Genomic DNA, 19,310 nt, shown 5'->3' with positions numbered 1-19,310 from the left:
TCATTTACTATTCCTTATTAACGATTGACCAGTTTTGCCGGAACACGCAGAACCAGACTGGCACCGAAAATTAATACTGCTGTGATTAAGAACATGCCGATTGCATTTGAACCTGTGTTGGTGGTGACCCAACCGATTAAATAAGGTGAGCAAAATCCTGCAAGATTGGCGAAGCTATTCACTGCGGCAATACCTGCCGCTGCGGAAACACCACCCAAAAAGTTGGTTGGTAACATCCAGAATAAAGAGGATGCCGTCAGCACACCTGAGGCTGCGATGCAAAGGCAAATTAAAGAGAGCGTTAGATTTGAAGCGAATAAAGTTGCAAATGTGAGTGCTATAGCGCCTGCACACATCGGAATAATTAAGTGCCAGCGGCGTTCTTGGAAATGGTCACCACTACGCCCTGCCAAAATCATGACCACAATGGCACACATATAAGGCAGACTGGTGAGCAAACCGATATGCCAGTTATCACTAATGCCCGAGTTACGAATGAGAGTTGGTAGCCAAAATGTAATGGCGTATTGCCCCATCACGACACAAAAGTAAATACCTGCCAGTAGCCATAAGCGTTTATCTGCAATGAATTCTTTGACGCTAGCATGACCTTCTTTGTGCTGGTTATCCTGAGCAAGTTCTTGCTTCACCAAGTTCTTTTCATCTTGGGTTAACCAGTTGGCGTCTTGAACTGAATCTTTTAAAACAGCAAGTACAAGCAGGCCAACAAGTACAGTAGGAATGGCTTCAATTACAAACATCCACTGCCATCCAAACCAGCCATGTACGCCGCTCATTCGGTCCATGATTAAGCCTGAAAGTGGTCCACCAATCATTCCTGAAATTGGAATCGCGATAAACCAAAGTACGGTCATGCGTGCACGGCGGTAAGATGGAAACCAATAAGTGAGGTAGAGCAACAAACCCGGAGCTAGTCCAGCTTCAGCAACACCAAGCAAAAAACGTAAGGTGTAAAATTGCCATTCGGTTTGAACAAAAGCAAAACAACCTGACAAAATGCCCCATGTAATCATGATTCGGGCAATCCAACGTCTTGCGCCTACCTTGTGAAGTACAATGTTACTTGGTACTTCACAGAGGAAATAACCAATAAAGAAAATCCCTGCGCCTAGACCATATACAGCTTCACTAAACTGTAAATCGCTCATCATTTGGAGCTTGGCAAAACCCACGTTTACTCGATCTAAATAGGCACAAAAATAACAAAGCATTAAAAATGGCATGAGCCGAAATGCAATTTTTCGATAGGCAGATTTACGAACCGCCGTATCTACTTCAGATGAAAATACTGTATCCATCATGCGAATCCCTTTACATTTGGCCACAGTATCCTCTTGTGACCATCATTCTATTTTTAGTTTTGAAATAGTGAGCGATTAATGAATCAGCATGCCACCATTTACATCGAGTGTGACACCAGTTAAGTAAGCTGACAGATCACTTGCCAAAAATAATGCTGCATTTGCAACATCTTGCGCTTTACCTAAGCGGCCGAGTGGAATACCTGCCAAAATGTCGTGACGACGGTCATCATTCATTAAACCGCCAGTAATATCAGTCTGGATTAGACCTGGAGTAAGAGAATTTACACGAATCTGATCAGCACCAAACTCACGAGCCATCGCTTTTGCCAGACCTAACACGCCTGCTTTGGCAGCGCTATAGTGTGGCCCGCCAAAAATACCACCACCACGTTGTGCTGAAACTGAAGATAGACAGACAATACTTCCACCACCGTTTGCTTTCATAGATGGAATAACCGCTTGCGACATAATCAATGTTCCGCGGAGGCTGACATCTAAAATACGGTCATAGTCATTACGTTGAATATCAAGGGTTTTAACTGGCTGAGTAATACCAGCATTGTTAATTAAAATATCAATCTTGCCATAGTGCTGTAGTGCTTGTTCAACAGCTACTTTGACCTGTTCTTCGTTTGCAACGTTTGCAGCAAGGCCTAAATGTCCTTCACCAAGCGCTTTTGCAGCGTTTTGGCTTTGAGCAAGATCTAAATCAACAATAATGACTTTGGCACCCTGTTGTGCAAAGATTTCTGCGGTTGCTCGCCCAATTCCACGTTCTGATGCTGCACCGGTAATTAATGCCACTTTTCCTTGTAGTAACATATTCAATCCTCTTTTACGCCTTATTTCCTGAGTTCTGACTTAGAATCTCTTTTTTCACAAAGCCCAGCAATCATCTCGAATTCAACAAGACATGAAAAAAATTCATGCCTATGCTATTTTCAAATAAGTTTTAGGGATAAAAACGGATCATTTCATGGATAGTAGTGAAAACAATTTCAACCAAATACCCTCAATTAAAACATTACAGGCTTTTGAACAAACCGCCCGTTTCGGCAATGTTGCCAAGGCAGCCGAGCATTTGAATCTCACGCCTTCAGCAGTGAGTCATCAAATTGCTAAGCTTGAAGAAATGATTGGGCAGAGTTTATTTATTCGTGGTGCGCGTGGTGTGACGCTGACCCCTTCTGGCGAACGCTATTTTCAAGATGTCACCACCATTTTGCATAACCTCATGTTAGCGACTGAAAAAGCTGCCGATAAAAGCCCTAAAGACAGTTTATATATTCATTCATCCCCAAGTTTTGGTTTGCTTTGGTTGCTCCCTCGCCTCGAGTCATTTAAAGAAAAGTTCCCCATGATTCAAGTCAACTTGTCATGTTCTTATGAAAATTTACACTTTACCCGCGACAAGATCGACATTGATATTCGTCACGGTTTGCCCAACTGGACAGGGGTAGAAATCAGAACGATTCGTAATGAAAAGCTTGAAGTGCTTGCATCCCCTAATCTACTTGAACGTAGTCCAGTAAATAAACCTCAAGATTTATTAAAGAAAGAACTGATTTTATCGCGCTCAACCTTAGTTACTTGGCCCCAATGGTTTGCCCATCAGGGTTTAAGCATTCCTGAGTTTCCCTACACTTTGAGTTTTGACCGCTCTTATATGTCACTTGAAGCAGCTACACACGGGCTAGGTTTTGTTTTGGAAAGTAATTTACTTACTCAAAATTATTTAGAATCTGGGAAATTAGTTAGAGTTTTTGCAGATGAACTATCGATTCCTATCTCGGCTCATCATTTGGTGTATCCACGAACCCACCAATTTATTCCTAAAATTGAGCTGTTTTTAAACTGGATTCATGATGAGTTGGCGGATTGAGAAAGTAATTGTTAAATGATTTGAATTTGCTCAACTCTTAAGTGATGCATCATCTCTCGAACAAATACAAAATAGGTAAAAATATAAAGCTGATCTGGAGACACTTGGTTTGTGTAATAGCCCAAACGCTCAATAAAACTATTAAAACCATGCTCAAGCTCAATACGGCTGATTTGCTTTTTAGCACTAAAAAATAACTGACTGAGGTGGGTCATAGCAGCATCAGATGTAACAGCTACACCACTTATATTCAGGTTTCTGAGGGGCCTTGACTCGATGATTTCTTCAATAAAATAAATCATCTTTTCGATAGCGAGTTCATTAACAACCCCATGGCCGATACTTTTTGAACCAACAAAACCTAAGCCCTGCTCAAGTTGAATATGTTGGTTGTCTAAGTCAAATGACAAGCTATTAAGACCAAGTGAAAATTTTAAAACCGAGTCGGGATGATTCATAAAAATAGCTTACCGTTGAATTTTGCTCATAAGATTAATTTCTTTATAAGCCTAAATTGAACCAATTTTTCCAATATTTAACATTAACTACTCGATTATTATTAACACTACATATAATAAAAACCTCTTTAAAAAGATGAAAAATCAATCTTATATTCATCCAATCCTACGATTAAAAAATAGAGTATAAACATGAAAAAATTAGTAATTTTAGGTATTACGATTTATAGCTTTGCACAACTTACGAATGCAGCCACATTAAATGTAAAACCATATGGTACGACTCAAGACGGGCAAAAAGTTGATTTATACACCATGAGCAATAACAAAGGAGTCTCGATATCTTTTATTAGCTTCGGTGGTGTAATTACACAGATTTTGACTCCCGATGCACAAGGCAAACAAAATAATATTGTTTTGGGCTTTGATGATCTAAAAGGTTATGAAGTCACTGATACCAAGGAAGGCATTCATTTTGGCGGATTAATTGGTCGTTATGCGAACCGTATTGGCAATGCTAAATTTAACTTAGATGGAAAAACGTATAACCTTGAAAAAAATAATGGGCCGAATTCATTACATAGCGGTAATCCCGGTTTTGATAAACGTGTTTGGCAAGTTAAGCCCCTCGTTTCTAAAGGTGAAACCGTTAAAGCTTCTCTTAAGTTAACCAGTCCAAATGGTGATCAAGGTTTTCCCGGAAAATTAGATGTAGAAGTGATCTACAGTCTTTCAGATCAAAATGAATTCCAGATCGAATATAAAGCCAAAACTGATCAACCGACAGTCGTCAATCTCACCAACCACAGTTATTTCAACTTATCAGGCGCTGGCAATAATCCTTATGGTGTACTAGATCATGTGGTACAACTCAATGCAGACCGTATATTGGTAACCGATCAAAACTCTTTACCCACAGGTGAAATAGCTTCGGTTGCAGGTACACCTTTTGATTTTCGGACACCTAAAGCAATCGTAAAAGATATTCGAGCGAATAATCAGCAATTGGCCTATGGATATGGCTATGACCAAACTTGGGTAATTAATCAAAAGTCTCAAGGGAAACTCAATCTTGCAGCTATTGTGGTTGACCCAAAATCTAAACGAACCATGCAGGTTTTAACCACTGAACCAAGCGTTCAAATGTATACAGCCAATCATTTACTCGGAAATGTTACTGGTGCAAATGGCGTACTCTATCGACAAGCAGATGCGCTAGCATTAGAAACACAGCATTTTCCAGATAGCCCGAATCAATCAGCTTTCCCTTCTACACGTTTAAACCCAAATCAAACTTATAACAGTGTCACCGTATTTAAGTTTGGTGTTCAAAAATAATCTTTTCAATGAGGCTATGTTCATATTAAAAAGACTCTCAGCTAAATATGGCTGAGAGTCTTTTCATTTATTTAACTTTTGTATTCATAAAATACCGAATATTAACCGTCACCTCACTCCTATCCAATTAGTCCAAGGTGAAATGAATGACTTAATGAATATTTGTTCGAATTGAACCAGTCACACTCACATCACCCAGCTTTGTACCCTTCAATTGGATATAAGAACCATCTTTAGAGATCAATACATTTTTACAATCACTTAAGGTACAAGAATAGCCATTTATCTGAATATTCACAGGATTTTGTCCTTGAACAGTGATATAACCATGCCCAGTAGTAGATGTAATAAAGTAAGTTATTTCTTTATTAGAGAGTTCATAAGCATAAACCTCGTTTGTATCAATTTTTCCTACATTTGAGATATCAATTTTGGCGTAACTATTGATTAAAGTAATATTTCCTGAGGCTATTTTAGAGTTAGATCCAGTTTTTGAATTAAAGTAAACGTTATTAAATTCTACATTTACTCGATCGTTATCTAGTTTTTTTAATGTCCCCATAGCCGCCGCACTAGAGAGAATCTCTTCTCCTGTATAATAAGAGTTAACCAACCCTGATGATTTACCTGTAAGCAAATATAAGCTCTCACCATTCGTAAATTGAACAACAAGCTGAGTATCCCTCATATAGGCTCGAAGAATATCCATTTTCTTACCATTAACAGTAATTTCACCATTATGGGTCTTTTCAAAATCTGTAAATACTAAAGGTTTACTGCTAATACTCCCTTTTACCGTACCATTCAATGTAACTAAATACGTTATCTTTTCATTAGTCGAAGAGGAATCTGTATAATATGAATCTTCAAATTTTTTATTATTAAATAATAGTGTTGAATCACCAGTACGGTCATCATAAATCATACTAATTCCTTCACAACCTTCAGGAGTCCACTTATCATTCCTACAAGTTAAAGAAGATTTCTCCGTATCAATTCTTGCATTTATTACTTTGCCAGAAAGCTTATCGTACTCCACCCTAATAAATTGATTTTTATCTAATTTATAGTAAAATGAAAGCCCTGAATTTCCATAAGTTCTTACACTATAACTAGGTTCAATCACACTGTTACTAGATCCATTACTTGGAACAAGCTGGGTTGATATGCCATTATTTTTTTCATTAATTATAGTGAGATTTTGCTCAAAAGTTGTAGTGTAATTAATCAAAGGAGTAGATGATAAAGTCGGGATTTCATTAGGATTTGATTTTGAAGATGTAGAAGAACCGTCCGTGGAACTTCCTCCACCACCCCCACCACATGCAACTAAAGTTAATGTAGAAACGAGAAAAACACTTAATGATAATTGCTTAATAGCGAACACTTCATACCACCTATAACAAATTTTATTTTATATAATAAATTCAATAAATTAAGAAATTATTACTGTTTCTATAATATTATCAATTTATGTCTTGATATATTGCCTTGCGATTTTAAACAATTTTTTTCATAGGACAAGATAGCCTATTGAATTAACTTTATTATTTTAATTAAAATAAATTTATCACCCTAATATATAGATCTCTTTTCTAATAGAAAATCCCCCAACCCTTTTAAGACTGGAGGATTTAAAACAACGGAGTGATGGTTTTATTTAACTTTTGTGTTGGGTAAAAATGCAGTTGCAAAACCAAGTAATGGCAACAATGAACATAAACCAAATACCCATTCAATGCCGTTAATATCAGCTAAATGTCCTAACCCAGCTGCGGCAATACCACTTACCCCAAACATAAGCCCAAACATTAAACCTGCAATCATACCCACACGGCCCGGAACAGCTTCTTGTGCGTAAACCACCATCGCTGCAAAAGCCGATGACAACACTAAACCTGCAATAATTGAGAAAACTGTTGTCCATAATAAGTTTGCAAACGGCATCATTAATGCAAACGGCGCCATACCAACAAATGAAACCCAAATAACCGCTTTACGGCCAATTTTGTCACCAATTGGGCCACCTGCAAATGTACCTAAAGCAACGGCTGCCAAGAAGGCAAACAAATGCAATTGAGCTGTTTGAATACTGATATGGAACTTTTGAATTAAGTAAAAAGTAAAGTAGTTACTAATGCTGGCAATGTAGGTGAATTTGGCAAACATCAATACACTAATTGTGCTCAAAGCAATAATGAGCTTACGACCATGCAATTTAGTATGTGCTTGAGTTGCACGTGCAGCTACCTGATTTTTAGCATGGCTCACAGTCCAACGGCTTACACCAAATAAAACCCAAATCGCCAAAAGTGCAAATATCACTAAGCCGGCAACTGCATGCTGTCCAAATGGGACAATGAGTAAAGCTGCCAACAATGGCCCAATGGCTGTACCTGTGTTTCCGCCCACCTGAAAAGTCGACTGAGCTGTACCGAAGCGCCCGCCCGATGCCATTCGTGCCACCCGCGAAGCTTCTGGGTGAAAGGTTGCAGACCCAACCCCAATCAGTGCAGATGCACATAGCAACACAGCAAAACTTGGTGAAAATGCTAACAAGATAATGCCGCAGAATGTGACGACCATTCCGAGTGGAAGAAGATATGGTTTTGGATGTTTATCGGTATAAAGTCCAATCCAAGGCTGTAGCAGTGAACCTGTAATTTGATATACAAACGAGATCAGGCCGACTTGGGCAAAACTCAGTGAAAAGTTTGCTTTTAGCATTGGATAGATGGCTGGTAGCACCGCCTGAATTAAATCATTTAGTAAATGTGCGACTGCTACGGCGCCTACAATTTTAATAATCATTCCTTGAGGCTGATCATTTGCAACGGTATTGGCAATACCATCTTTCAATTGTATTGAAGACGTCATACCTGAAAAACTCCAATATTTTTAAATGAGATGCTTATTGTAAATTGTCGCTTATAAAGTTATCTTCCAATAATCATTGTATAAGTGACAATTTTTAGGATAGTTTATGTCCGATTCTCTTATTCAGTCTGATTTATCTGAACTGGTGATTGGGCTATCTTCCGAGCATTCTTACCGAGAAATCACTCCTACCCATACGCATACACGTGCGCAGTTTTTATATGCATCCACTGGCAACATTCAAGTTTTTACGCCTAATCATGTGTGGATTGTGCCACCCATGTGTGCATTATGGATTCCAGCACATGTAGAGCACAGCGTGATTTCACTGAGTCACGTTAAGTTAAATACCGCATTGGTTGAAGTAAATGCAGCAGCTTTAATGGGACAACATTGCTTTATTATTCGAGTCAGTAACCTGTTACATGAACTTTTGATTCGTTTAAATGAAATTGAACGAGAGGACACTCCAAATACAGCGACCTCTCAAGAGCTTTCCCGTTCTTTACAAATTTTGATTTTTGAAGAAATCCATCGCGCTAATTTGTTGTCTATTCAGATTCCGTGGCCGAAAGACAAAAGACTCTTAAAAATTTGCCAAGAGTTATTACATACTCCTGACCATTCAAAAGATTTAACAGATTGGGCTGATGATATTGGTACGAGCTCTAGAACTTTAATGCGTATGTTCCAAAAAGAAACTGGGCTGTCTTATCGGGCATGGGTACAGCAAATGCATATTGCACTTGCCTTGAGTAAAATCGCGAATGGCGAATCTATTGCCCAAATTTCAGAGTCACTGGGGTATACAAACCCCAGCGCATTCAGTGCGATGTTTAAGCGACATCTAGGAAAAACACCTCAGCAGTTTAGAAGTGCCGCGATGTCGCTATAAGTCTTTTTTTTAGAGCGGATCTCATGTTTTTCCAATAAATCATCGAAATCATGATAGACATGAAGTTCTCGATCTTTGGCGGTTCTGGCATGGTCTAAGCGCTGTTCAGGATCAACTAAAACAAGGGTATGACCATCATCAATCAGACGATCTACGCCTTCTAAAAACATACGTTTACCCACATCGTGGATAAGTGAAATCTGGGTTAAATCAATAACGATTGTGCTTTGATCAGTTGTCTCGTCTTGTAAAATACGCAACAACATTTCAGCTTCGGTAAATTTCAATACACCCCGAAGCACATACACACTTAATGATGCATCTTTTCCTGTACGGTAATGACTTTGTACAATGGTCTGGGCAGAAGGCGTACCTTCCATGAGATGTAATCCCATGTCACGAGATAATCGCTCTAAAATATCGATTCCTCGAACACTATGACCATGCTCATCTAGTCGAGGTGAAAAAGCAGCAATACTGACCTGCCCCGGTAGCACACCCAAAATCCCCCCTGCTACACCACTTTTAGCAGGAATACCTACAGTTGAAAGCCAGTCACCCGCGGCATCATACATGCCACAGCTCATCATGACACTGAGCACTTGTCTAACTACAGATCGGTTTAATAGGCGTTTTCCAGTTCTAGGGTCGACCCCGCCATTGGCAAGTACACTGCCCATGCGTACCAGATCTTTAACTGTAACCATGATCGCACATTGACGAATGTAACCATTCACAATATCAACAGGGTCAGTTTCCAAAATCCCCACCGTGCGCAGCATATAACCGATCGAAAGATTACGGTAGGCTGTTTTGACTTCCGAATCATAAACAGACTCATCAAAACTTAATTCACGACCAGCAAGCTCGCTCATAAAACGGCGTAGGATTTCTGCGCTATGCAAACCATGTTTAACCTGAATCAAGGAATGTACAGTAATTGCGCCAGAGTTGATCATCGGGTTTTTGGGACGGCCGTCTTTACCTAATGAAATTTCATTAAAGGCTTCCCCCGAAGGCTCTACCCCTACTTTCGCAAGTACTGCATCAATGCCAAGCTGTTGTAAAACATAGGCATATACAAATGGTTTAGAAATTGATTGTATGGTGAATTCAACATCATCATCACCGACCGAATAAATTTCACCATCTACCGTAGACATTGCTAAAGCTAATCGATTTGGGTTTGCATTTGCCAACTCAGGAATATAATCGGCGAGATGACCGCTGTTATCGATGTCACAGGCTTCTATAACATTTGCCAAATATTCTGGGAGAGGGGTTTTCATGGTCAGTAACCTTAAATGAGGAGATTTACAACATCGCGCAAAATTTCAGCACAACCTGCTGATAATATTAAAATTATATCTTTTGTAATGATTTAAATATCACGATATAAGTATTCTAATTCCGATGAGTTATCCTTTTCAAGCTCATTATAGGTTTTTCAAAACTTTAAACTAAAGATTAGATTATTCTTTCTACAAATAAGATCCCATTTAAATGATCGACTTCATGTTGAACAATACGAGCAGGAAAACCATGGAAAATCATTTCAACTGCTTCACCCTGAAGTGTTAAATATTTAACCTTAACCTTTTCTGCGCGTTCAACTTGCCCCCTCTCGTCTGGCACACTTAAGCAACCTTCTTCACCTAAACAAACCTCGTTTGAGAACTCTAAAATCTCAGGATTCACCATGACCACTGCTTCCATTTCAGGTGCATCGGGATAACGTGGGTTTGGACGAGACGCCACAATAATGACGCGTTTAGAGATATAAACTTGCGGTGCAGCAATCCCTACTCCATTACGCTCAAGCATTGTCGCATGCATAGCGTCAGCAAGCTGATAAAGCCAATTACTGTTTAACTCATTTGCCGACACAGGGGCCGCAGTCAGTTTCAAAATATCTTCACCACGCTTCGCGACAGGTAAAACTACACTCATCCTTTGACTCTCTCATTAAACTGGCTATAACAAGTTTTATTGTGTCGCTGAACCAAACAAAAGAAAAGCCATTCCTACATCTGTTTTTGTTTCATCTAAAGCGTTTTTTGTTTTAAAGCTTTTTGATCTGAGCAAGTCCAACCGACGTTACCCGTTACCATATAGAACAAATTTCCTCCATTTACTTTTACTTCACTTTTCCATTAATATCCAAACTTCAATTACAACAATTAAGTAAAAAATGGATCAGGAATTAACTTTGCAGGATGCGAACTATCTTAATAAAGAAGATAAACGAACCCTCGCCCTTTCTTCATTGGGTGGAGCTTTAGAGTTTTATGATTTTGTGATTTATGTGTTTTACGCCAAAATCATTTCCGACCTCTTTTTCCCTAGCACACTTAGTCCGTTTTGGGCCATGCTCAACACTTACGGTATTTTTGCAGCAGGTTATTTTTTCAGGCCCTTAGGCGGGGTTGTCATGGCCCATTTTGGTGACTTGGTCGGTCGTAAAAAACTATTTTCGCTTTCTATTTTACTGATGGCACTGCCTACCCTGTTTATCGGGATATTGCCTACCTTTGAAAATATCGGATATTTGGCACCCCTACTTTTATTGCTTATGCGTGTGGTCCAAGGTATTGCGATTGGGGGTGAAATTCCAGCCGCATGGACATTTGTGTCTGAACATGTACCTGAAAGAAAAATTGGACTGGCAAATGGTTTACTCACCGCTGGGCTGTCTTTAGGAATTTTATTGGGTGCATTGATGTCTTTATGGATTTCACTGAATTTTAGTGAAGGACAAATCCATGACTGGGCATGGCGTATTCCTTTCATTGCAGGTGGTATTTTTGGTCTGGTTGCACTTTATTTGCGGACTTATTTAAAAGAAACGCCTGTGTTTAAAGCCATGCAAGCTCGTAAAGAAATCTCAAAAGAAATGCCTGTAAAACAAGTGTTAAAAACGCATAAAACAGCTGTTGCGATTGGCATGTTATTTACATGGTTTTTAACAGGTTGTGTGGTGGTGGTGATTTTAGCCATGCCAAATTTATTAACTGGTACGTTTGGCTTTGAGCGTTCTCAAACTTTTGAAATGCAAAGTGCAGCCATTGTCATGCAAATGGTCGGCTGTATTTTGGCAGGCTATTTTGCTGACCGTTTTGGCTGTGGCAAAGTCATGATGGTCGGTGCGCTTGCCGTGGCACTCACAGCAGCAGTTTTTTATAATAGTTTGGGACACGCGGCACATTCAACCATTTTTGGTTTATATATGTTGTTGGGTCTATGCTCTGGTACTGTCGGCATGGTGTCGAGCAGTATGGTTAAAATGTTCCCCGCGCCTGTTCGCTTTTCGGGCATTTCATTTTCTTATAATTTATCGTATGCAATTGTTGGTGGTATGACCCTGCCTTTAGTTCATTGGCTCAGTCAATATAGTGATATTGGTGCGATGTATTATATTTTCTCGCTAACCATTTTGGCCTTTGTGACTGCCTTTGTGTTTTGGAATAAGTTCGAAAAAAACAGGTATTAAAAATTTTCACTTATTAAATAAAAAACCACGCCAATTGCGTGGTTTTTTATTGCTGCTTACTTTAGAAAGTAAACCCGATATTAAAGTTAATACGGTATAGCCATTTATCACTATTTGGTGAAGTTGCAGAGGTATATCCTGTTGAATTGGTCGAGCCACCAATGATGTTCGAATTTTTACCCCAGGTATAATCTGCCCAAACCATAAATGGTGAAGCAATAAACATCATCCCTGTGGTATTCATTTGCGAATCTGACCAATCATCACGTTTTTTATCGAGATAACTATAGTCATTATAAAACTTAATGGCTTTTAGCTTGCCCATATTGGTCACAGGCAACGTATAGGCAAGGTTTAAACTGGCTATCGTACCTTCCGAAGCAATGAAATAAGCAGGCGTAAGGCCATTCGCTCCCATCAAAGTCATATCACTATTTACACCATCCGGATTTTTAGCATCGTATTGATAGTGGATGACCGAGCTTTGTAAATTAAAGCGTTTGTAGTTGTTTTCAGTATGCAAACCGACTGCATAATATTTGCCGTCTTTATCGGTAATATCATTATGTAGCTGGGCGATTGCACCCGATACACCGAACTCTTGCTTACCGAAATCAGTTTCTAACTTGCGAACAATACGGGTATTCACCTGATTGCGCTTTTCATTTTGATAGGCTTTTTGAGATGGAAATGCATTTCCTGCCAAGTCATCATAAGTTGCACTTTCAGGGGAATAACGCAGGTTCGTCTCTAACATTTGAGGATAATAACCGAGTTTTACATCCCAATCTTTGTTGTGATAATTCCAGTTGATCCCCGGTGCAATGTTATTGCCATAACCTAAAAAGAATGGAATGTGATAGGTCCAGCCATTTTGCGGATAAGGATAAATCGTAAAAGGTTTATAGACTAGCCCCGCTTCGATGCTGTTATTGGCATCTAAGTTATAGCCAACATATGCTTTTTCAATGGACGTTTTCTGTTGGTCTTGAAACATATAGCTGGCATTGATATAGGCATCATCAAATTTACCTTTGAGATCAACCCTGAAAATATCAAAATGGAGCTTACCAAAACCACGGTTTGGCCCTTCCCAATCTTCATAGCGTTGATTTAACCGAACCACCCCACCTAACTTTAATGAGTCGGTGCCGTCATCACTTTTCCATTCAAGCAATGAGTCTTTTGCAAATGCATCGACGCTTACCCCCAGCGTAAGCGGTGCAATGAATGCCATGATCAATGAAGTCTTTTTCATCTCTACATCCTTGATTGAGTTCCAGCGTCCTGCTGGAACTTTATTTGTTTTACCTGTAAAACTTCGTTTTTATTGTTTTTTAGACAAAAAAATTTATCTAAAAAAAGGATGGCTTAGCAGCTCCCATCGCATATGTACTAAACCATCCAAACTGGTTAATACAGTTTCTTTTGCGGTGGACCCGCGAAGTTTAATGGTCCAATCGAGTTCATATCGAGCTCAATCACAGTTGGCCCTTCAAAAGCGACAGCCTCTTGAATAACCGTTTTAAACTCATCTGCACTACCGACTTTCCAGCTTTTCACACCCATTGATTCGCCAAGAAGTTTGTAATCTGGCGTATGCAATTCATTGAAATACTGACGACCACCGAAGTAGTTATTTTGAATGCCACGCATTACGCCATAACCACCGTCATTCATAATCATTAAGACCATGTTGGTGTTTTCTTGCACCATAGTTGCAATTTCACCAATGCCAAGCATTAAGCCGCCATCGCCGACTAAACCAATTACTTTTTTGTCAGGGTTAGCAACTGAAGCACCGATTGCTGTTGCAAGGCCTAAACCAATTGCACCCGCAAGCGAGTGGATGTTTTGGTTTGGTGCTTGTACCGGGAATAAACGACTGCCCCATGTACTACCCGACATGGTGATGTCACGTACAAAAATGCCGTCTTGAGGTAAAGCTGCACGCAAGTGATCACAAATTAAAGCGTATTGATCGATTTGTTTACGAAGTGCATCAATTGCAGCTTGTTTAGCAGCCACAACAGCAGCATCGTAATCGGCATCAACTTTTGAAGTTCCTTGAAGCTGTTCTAACACACGTGTTAAGACATCTTTGGCATCGCCACAAATGAAGTTACGGATTTTGTAATTACGTTGCTGAGCAACTGGGTTTGCATCTACCTGAATAATATTTTCAGGGAATTCAACCGAATAGGTTTTGGTTTCATTACTACGTAAACGAGAACCCACTACCACCATTAAATCAGCATCTTTTAATAATTGCTCAACACCTGCCGAGTTATGAAAAGCACCTAAACTACGTGGATGATCATCTGGCAACACCCCACGAGCATGCGTCGATGACACAACAGGAATACCTAAATCTGCAATTGCTTTAACTTCGGCAATGCTATTTAAAGTTCCACCACCAATCCAGAAAATTGGACGTTTTGCTTTTTTGATTTCACTGACAAGAAGATCAATTTCAGCTTGCTCTGCCTGTGGCAACTCAAGCGCTTTGACTGGCCCAAGATTAAGTGGCAAATCAATTTCTGCTGCCTGTACATCAATAGGTAGCTCAACACTTACCGGTCCCATTGGAACTGTAGTTGCTACACGGATGGCTTCACGAATTACGCCAACTGCATTGTCTGGACTGGTAATACGAAATGCTGCTTTGCTCGATGCACGCAAGAATGTAAGTTGGTCTTTAGTTTCATGGATGAAGCTTGCATCACGGTCGAGATATTCACGCTCAACTTGACCTGTTAAATGCAATACAGGGCTACCCGCATTCATTGCTTCAATGAGTGAACCCACCGCATTACCTGCACCAGCACCCGTACTGGTTAACGCTACACCTAGGCCTTTAAAGCGTGAGTGTGCATCTGCCATGGTGACCGCGCCCGCTTCACCACGGGCTGCGACAAAGCGCATTTTTTCACGGCGCCCTACCGCATCGGCAATAGGTAAATTGTGGATGGAAATAACACCATAAATACTATCAACTTGGTGCACTTCTAAAACTCTTGCGATTGCTTCGCCTACATTTACACGTTCAGTCATGTCTATTCCTCAAAATTTGTTTTCAGTCCTTGAATTTATTAATCGCACCAAGGGTTAGGCTGTTCATTCAGCCCCATATAAATACTCTTTTGTTGCATGTACGATAAAATGCCCAAACGGCCTTTCTCGCGCCCAATTCCACTGTCTTTAAAGCCACCAAACGGCGCACTAATCGAGAATTTTTTATAGGTATTAATCCATACCGTTCCCACTTCTAATGCACGTGCAATACGCCAAGCTTTGCGATAGCTTTCAGTCCAGATACCTGCAGCAAGGCCAAAACAACTGTCATTGGCTTGGGCAATTAAATCTTGCTCGTTGTCATATTTCATAACCACTAAAACAGGGCCAAAAATTTCTTCCTGACAGGTTTGAGCACTGTTATTTAAGCCCGTGATGATGGTTGGTAAGTAATAGCTTCCTTTGGCATAGTCACCAGTCGTAAGCGCTTCACCACCAATCAGAACTTGACCACCTTCGCTTTTAGCAAGTTGCACATAGCGGTCAACTGACTGCAAATGCTTGTCATTGACCAGTGGCCCTAAATGCACACCCGCCTGTTCCGGATGGCCCACACGTAAGCCTTTGGTAATTTCAACCAAACGCGTTAAAAACTGATCGTAAAGACTGCTATGAATAAACAAGCGAGAACCTGCGATACACGCTTGGCCTGCCGAGCTAAAAATACCGTACGCGACACCTTTAGCTGCCAGTTCGACATCCGCATCCGGCAAAACGATGGTTGGTGACTTACCACCTAACTCAAGCGAAGTAGTAATCAGTTTATCTGCGGCAATGTGTGCCAAATGACGTCCCGTGGTTGTTCCACCTGTAAAAGAAATTTTACGAACCAATGGGTGCTGAGCAATAGCATCACCAATCACAGAACCACGCCCCACTAACACACTGAGTAAGCCTTTTGGTAAGCCTGCTTCTTCAAAAATTTTGGCAAGCTCTAAAGCAATCAGTGAAGTTGCTTCTGCTGGTTTTAACACCACGGCATTTCCTGCTGCCAAAGCTGGAGCAAGCTTTTGAACTTCACTCGCAATTGGAGAGTTCCAAGGAGTAATGGCTGCCACAACGCCTACAGGTTCATGCACGCTCATGGTCATAAAGTCTGGAGCACGTTGAGTGGTGAGCTCATCGTTCAATGTTTCACATGCCGCAGCAACATAACGTGCAGTTGCCGCCGCGCTCATCACCAAGCCACGAGTTTCGGTTAAAGGCTTACCATTATCACGTGTTTGTAATTTGGCTAATTCATCTACACGCGCTTCAATAATGTCTGCAACTTTGTAGAGAATACGTGCACGCACATGCGGCAAACTGTTTCTCCAGCTCGGTTGACGCCAAGCCTGATCCGCTTTTTCAATTGCTTCATTTACATCTTCAAGCGTTGCTGTTGAAAGCTCAGCGTTTACCGACTGATCTGCCGGAAACAGGCTTTGAATGACTGCACCACGGCCTAATCGCCATTCACCTGCAATATAAATTTCCTTTGCCATGATCAAATCCTTCTTAAATCTGTATTGCTTCTACACTGTTGCGACAAGCACGAATCACGCTAAGCGCAGCCAAAGTTGATGTTTTTGGGTTACTTGGTAACGGCACGCCCACCAGTTCAATAGTCATTTGCCCAAAGCCACCTTCTGCCACAATAGTGTGTTTGTTTTTGTTGATGGTTGGATCAACAGTTAACTCAACCATGGTTTCATCCATACCAAGTCCTGCAAGTGCAATGGTTGCTGCAACGTTGGCATTAGCTGGAAATTTCATGGCAGCTTCACGCGCAGTTCCTGTGAAAAAGACTGTAGCTTCAGCAACATGGTCTAGATCGACTAATTGCTCTGCATAACTACCCTTCCAGCTTTTTGGACTTTTACAGCCTTTGTAAGTGACTTTTTGCAAACCACCTTCTTTGGCCGCAGAAATACCGTCAATACCTGCGATAGCCCCTGCAAGCAAATGCAAATGTGCATCATTTTTTTCGGCAGTTTGCTTAAGCTGAATTAAAAACTCGTTATCAGCCAAAGTACCCACCGAAATCAGACCAATGGTCCAGCCTTTCGCTAAAACTTTTTGAGCATGCTCTTTCACTGCTGCTTGACCTGCCACCTCAATGACATAGTCTGGCGTACCATCGCATTGCTCAATATCAGAAATCACCTGAATGTCAGACGAGACTTGTGATTGAACTTTTTCAATGCTACGAGATGGCACGACAATCCATTTGAGTTGCAGATCTTGAGGCAAGTGGGCATACACTTCTGCTGCCATTGCGCCAAAACCAATCATCATCAACTTTTTCATGACAGCACCTAATATTTATAAATGTTTGTTAAAACCACCTGAGACATCTATTGCCGAACCTGTGGTGTAAGATGCCAATGGTGATGCCAAGAAAACTAAAGCACGTGCAGGCTCTTCTGGACGACCTAAACGCTGCATAGGAATGCCACGATTTTTTGCGATATTGCCTGTCCACTCTTCCCATGACAGATTTAAATCTGAACGGGTTTCATAACGGCGTTTCCACTGCGCAGATTCGACCATACCGAGTAAAATCGAGTTCACACGAACGCCATATTGAGTAAACTCATGCGCCAACGAATGGGTTAAGTTCAACAGTGCAGCGCGTGCAGATGACGTCGCAATCATGTGCGGTTCCGGTTGCAATGCCAGTAACGAGTTCACATTGGTAATTGAGGCATTTGCCGACTGTTTTAAGTCATCAAGAAAAGCTCTTACCGGATGTAAAACACTGAAATATTTCAGCTCGATTTCTTTCATCCAGTCTTCATCTTGCGTATTTTCAAAATTTGAAACACGGCCTTGCCCAGCATTGTTAATGAGCATGTCCACATTGCCCAAATTGAGTTTGACCTCTTTGGCAAATTGCTGAACTTCTTCTTTTTTCAACACATTACATGCTTTGGTAAAAATATTGGCATGCGGAAATTTTTCTAAAATATAGTGCTTTGAAGCATTTAGACGTTCTTCATCGCGACCACACCAAGCAACTTTTGCACCCTCTGCAACCAGTATTTCAACAGCAGCCAGCCCAATCCCAGATGAGCCACCGGTAACAACTGCAACTTTTCCTTCAACTTGGAAGCTCATAATCCTTAATCTCTCTTACGATTGTTCCTGAATCGTCAACATAATTTGGTTAAATGCTTGCGGTTGGTCGACATAACTTAAATGTCCTGCATCTTCTATGACGAAGCGCTGTTCCAACTGCAATTCCTGAGCAAGCTCTTGTATACCTAACGCAGGAGTGATTTGATCTTGCTGCCCTGCAATGACTGTGCATGGGACTTTTAAATTGGTTAAGTAATTACGTATTTCGTCATATGCCAGTAAGTACGATGCATGGGTGAAACCTTTTAGGGTCAGCTGCTGCATCACCTCTGAAACTAAAGCTAAGGCTTGTGGCTCTTGTTTATAAATCAAATGAGGTCCACGGCTTTCAGCCATTCCTTTAGCGCCTAGTTCTTTCAACATTTTTGGTCTTTTTTCAAAAACCTGAATTTGTGTTTGCTCATCGTGGCGTTGGTAGCCTTGAGCTAAGTTAGCAACAACCAAGTGTTCCACTCGCTCTGGGTAAAGTGCAGCAAATGCACTGGCCTGTAAGGCACCTAATGAGTGTCCGACCACAATTGCTTTTTCAATTTTTAAAACATCTAACAATGCTGCCAAACGCTTTACGTAATCAGTAGCATTGGGCTGATCAGTTAAAAGTTCATCTGATTTGCCATAGCCCGGTGCGTCCCAGGCAATGACATGAAAATGATGAGACAGCACTTCAAGTTGGTTTACCCATGAAGCAGAACCTGAACTAATACCATGCAACAGCACAAGGTACTCGCCCTGACCGGCTTCCCGATAGGCTTGCTGCTGGCCTTGAACAGTAACGGTTTTCACCGGAAATTCTGCTAACTTTTCAATGAGTGTCATCATTTTCAATTCTTTCCTTCATTCACTTCATCAA

General features: G+C 40.7%; 17 protein-coding genes. 4 read left to right on the top strand and 13 right to left on the bottom strand.

All coding sequences use genetic code 11. The features are described from left to right. Positions 1–17: 17 nt before the first annotated feature. Positions 18–1,319, bottom strand: a complete 1,302-nt coding sequence (locus JGE69_RS00565) for an MFS transporter (protein ID WP_057068489.1) — start codon at positions 1,317–1,319, stop codon at positions 18–20. Positions 1,320–1,397: 78 nt separating this feature from the next. Then, complete coding sequence (locus tag JGE69_RS00560) at positions 1,398–2,147, bottom strand: SDR family NAD(P)-dependent oxidoreductase (RefSeq protein ID WP_017399062.1); 750 nt, start codon at positions 2,145–2,147, stop codon at positions 1,398–1,400. 184 nt (positions 2,148–2,331) lie between these two features. On the opposite strand from JGE69_RS00560, the gene JGE69_RS00555 reads away from it, so the two are divergent. Then, a complete protein-coding gene (locus JGE69_RS00555) occupies positions 2,332–3,207 on the top strand; it encodes a LysR substrate-binding domain-containing protein (RefSeq protein ID WP_199113193.1) in 876 nt (291 codons plus the stop codon). Between the two features lie 11 nt (positions 3,208–3,218). Here the strand turns inward: JGE69_RS00555 and JGE69_RS00550 are convergent, their stop codons facing one another. After that, positions 3,219–3,665, bottom strand: a complete 447-nt coding sequence (locus JGE69_RS00550; protein WP_199111806.1) for a hypothetical protein — start codon at positions 3,663–3,665, stop codon at positions 3,219–3,221. Positions 3,666–3,857: 192 nt separating this feature from the next. Here JGE69_RS00550 and JGE69_RS00545 point away from each other — a divergent pair, with 192 nt between their 5' ends. Beyond that, positions 3,858–5,003, top strand: coding sequence for an aldose epimerase family protein (locus JGE69_RS00545; RefSeq protein WP_130625646.1), 1,146 nt, complete (start codon positions 3,858–3,860; stop codon positions 5,001–5,003). 151 nt (positions 5,004–5,154) lie between these two features. On the opposite strand, the gene JGE69_RS00540 is transcribed toward JGE69_RS00545, so the two are convergent. Then, entirely contained in the window at positions 5,155–6,390 is a 1,236-nt protein-coding gene (locus JGE69_RS00540) for a hypothetical protein (RefSeq protein ID WP_199111804.1), read from the bottom strand. Between the two features lie 269 nt (positions 6,391–6,659). Beyond that, positions 6,660–7,880 carry an MFS transporter gene (locus JGE69_RS00535; protein ID WP_033848582.1) on the bottom strand — a complete coding sequence of 407 codons (1,221 nt, stop codon included), beginning with the start codon at positions 7,878–7,880 and terminating at the stop codon, positions 6,660–6,662. 106 nt (positions 7,881–7,986) lie between these two features. On the opposite strand from JGE69_RS00535, the gene JGE69_RS00530 reads away from it, so the two are divergent. Beyond that, positions 7,987–8,775 carry an AraC family transcriptional regulator gene (locus JGE69_RS00530; RefSeq protein ID WP_086264867.1) on the top strand — a complete coding sequence of 263 codons (789 nt, stop codon included), beginning with the start codon at positions 7,987–7,989 and terminating at the stop codon, positions 8,773–8,775. On the opposite strand, the gene JGE69_RS00525 is transcribed toward JGE69_RS00530, so the two are convergent. Together JGE69_RS00525 and def are read right to left on the bottom strand one after the other, a co-directional pair. Next, positions 8,742–10,064 (bottom strand): glutaminase, encoded by a 1,323-nt coding sequence (locus JGE69_RS00525; protein ID WP_174727340.1) that lies wholly within the window; start codon positions 10,062–10,064, stop codon positions 8,742–8,744. The genes JGE69_RS00530 and JGE69_RS00525 overlap by 34 nt on opposite strands. A 178-nt stretch (positions 10,065–10,242) precedes the next feature. After that, positions 10,243–10,725, bottom strand: a complete 483-nt coding sequence (gene def, locus JGE69_RS00520) for a peptide deformylase (RefSeq protein ID WP_199111803.1) — start codon at positions 10,723–10,725, stop codon at positions 10,243–10,245. 241 nt (positions 10,726–10,966) lie between these two features. On the opposite strand from def, the gene JGE69_RS00515 reads away from it, so the two are divergent. Next, entirely contained in the window at positions 10,967–12,265 is a 1,299-nt protein-coding gene (locus JGE69_RS00515) for an MFS transporter (protein ID WP_199111802.1), read from the top strand. 61 nt (positions 12,266–12,326) lie between these two features. Here the strand turns inward: JGE69_RS00515 and JGE69_RS00510 are convergent, their stop codons facing one another. The 6 genes from JGE69_RS00510 to JGE69_RS00485 form a co-directional block, all read right to left on the bottom strand. After that, positions 12,327–13,523, bottom strand: coding sequence for a hypothetical protein (locus tag JGE69_RS00510; protein WP_199111801.1), 1,197 nt, complete (start codon positions 13,521–13,523; stop codon positions 12,327–12,329). A gap of 155 nt (positions 13,524–13,678) precedes the next feature. After that, on the bottom strand, positions 13,679–15,319 hold the full coding sequence (locus JGE69_RS00505; RefSeq protein ID WP_199111800.1) for a thiamine pyrophosphate-binding protein: 1,641 nt from the start codon (positions 15,317–15,319) through the stop codon (positions 13,679–13,681). A gap of 38 nt (positions 15,320–15,357) precedes the next feature. Next, a complete protein-coding gene (locus JGE69_RS00500; protein ID WP_199111799.1) occupies positions 15,358–16,824 on the bottom strand; it encodes an aldehyde dehydrogenase in 1,467 nt (488 codons plus the stop codon). Positions 16,825–16,837: 13 nt separating this feature from the next. Next, a complete protein-coding gene (locus JGE69_RS00495; protein WP_057077353.1) occupies positions 16,838–17,629 on the bottom strand; it encodes an aspartate dehydrogenase in 792 nt (263 codons plus the stop codon). 15 nt (positions 17,630–17,644) lie between these two features. After that, entirely contained in the window at positions 17,645–18,439 is a 795-nt protein-coding gene (locus JGE69_RS00490) for an SDR family oxidoreductase (RefSeq protein WP_000009973.1), read from the bottom strand. Positions 18,440–18,454: 15 nt separating this feature from the next. Next, positions 18,455–19,279, bottom strand: coding sequence for an alpha/beta fold hydrolase (locus tag JGE69_RS00485; protein WP_199111798.1), 825 nt, complete (start codon positions 19,277–19,279; stop codon positions 18,455–18,457). Positions 19,280–19,310 lie beyond the last annotated feature (31 nt).

This window comes from Acinetobacter sp. C13 (assembly GCF_016809775.1).
Lineage (GTDB): Bacteria > Pseudomonadota > Gammaproteobacteria > Pseudomonadales > Moraxellaceae > Acinetobacter > Acinetobacter pittii.
The sequence above is the reverse complement of the archived record's forward strand: the minus strand, read 5'-3'. Positions and strand labels throughout refer to the sequence as shown.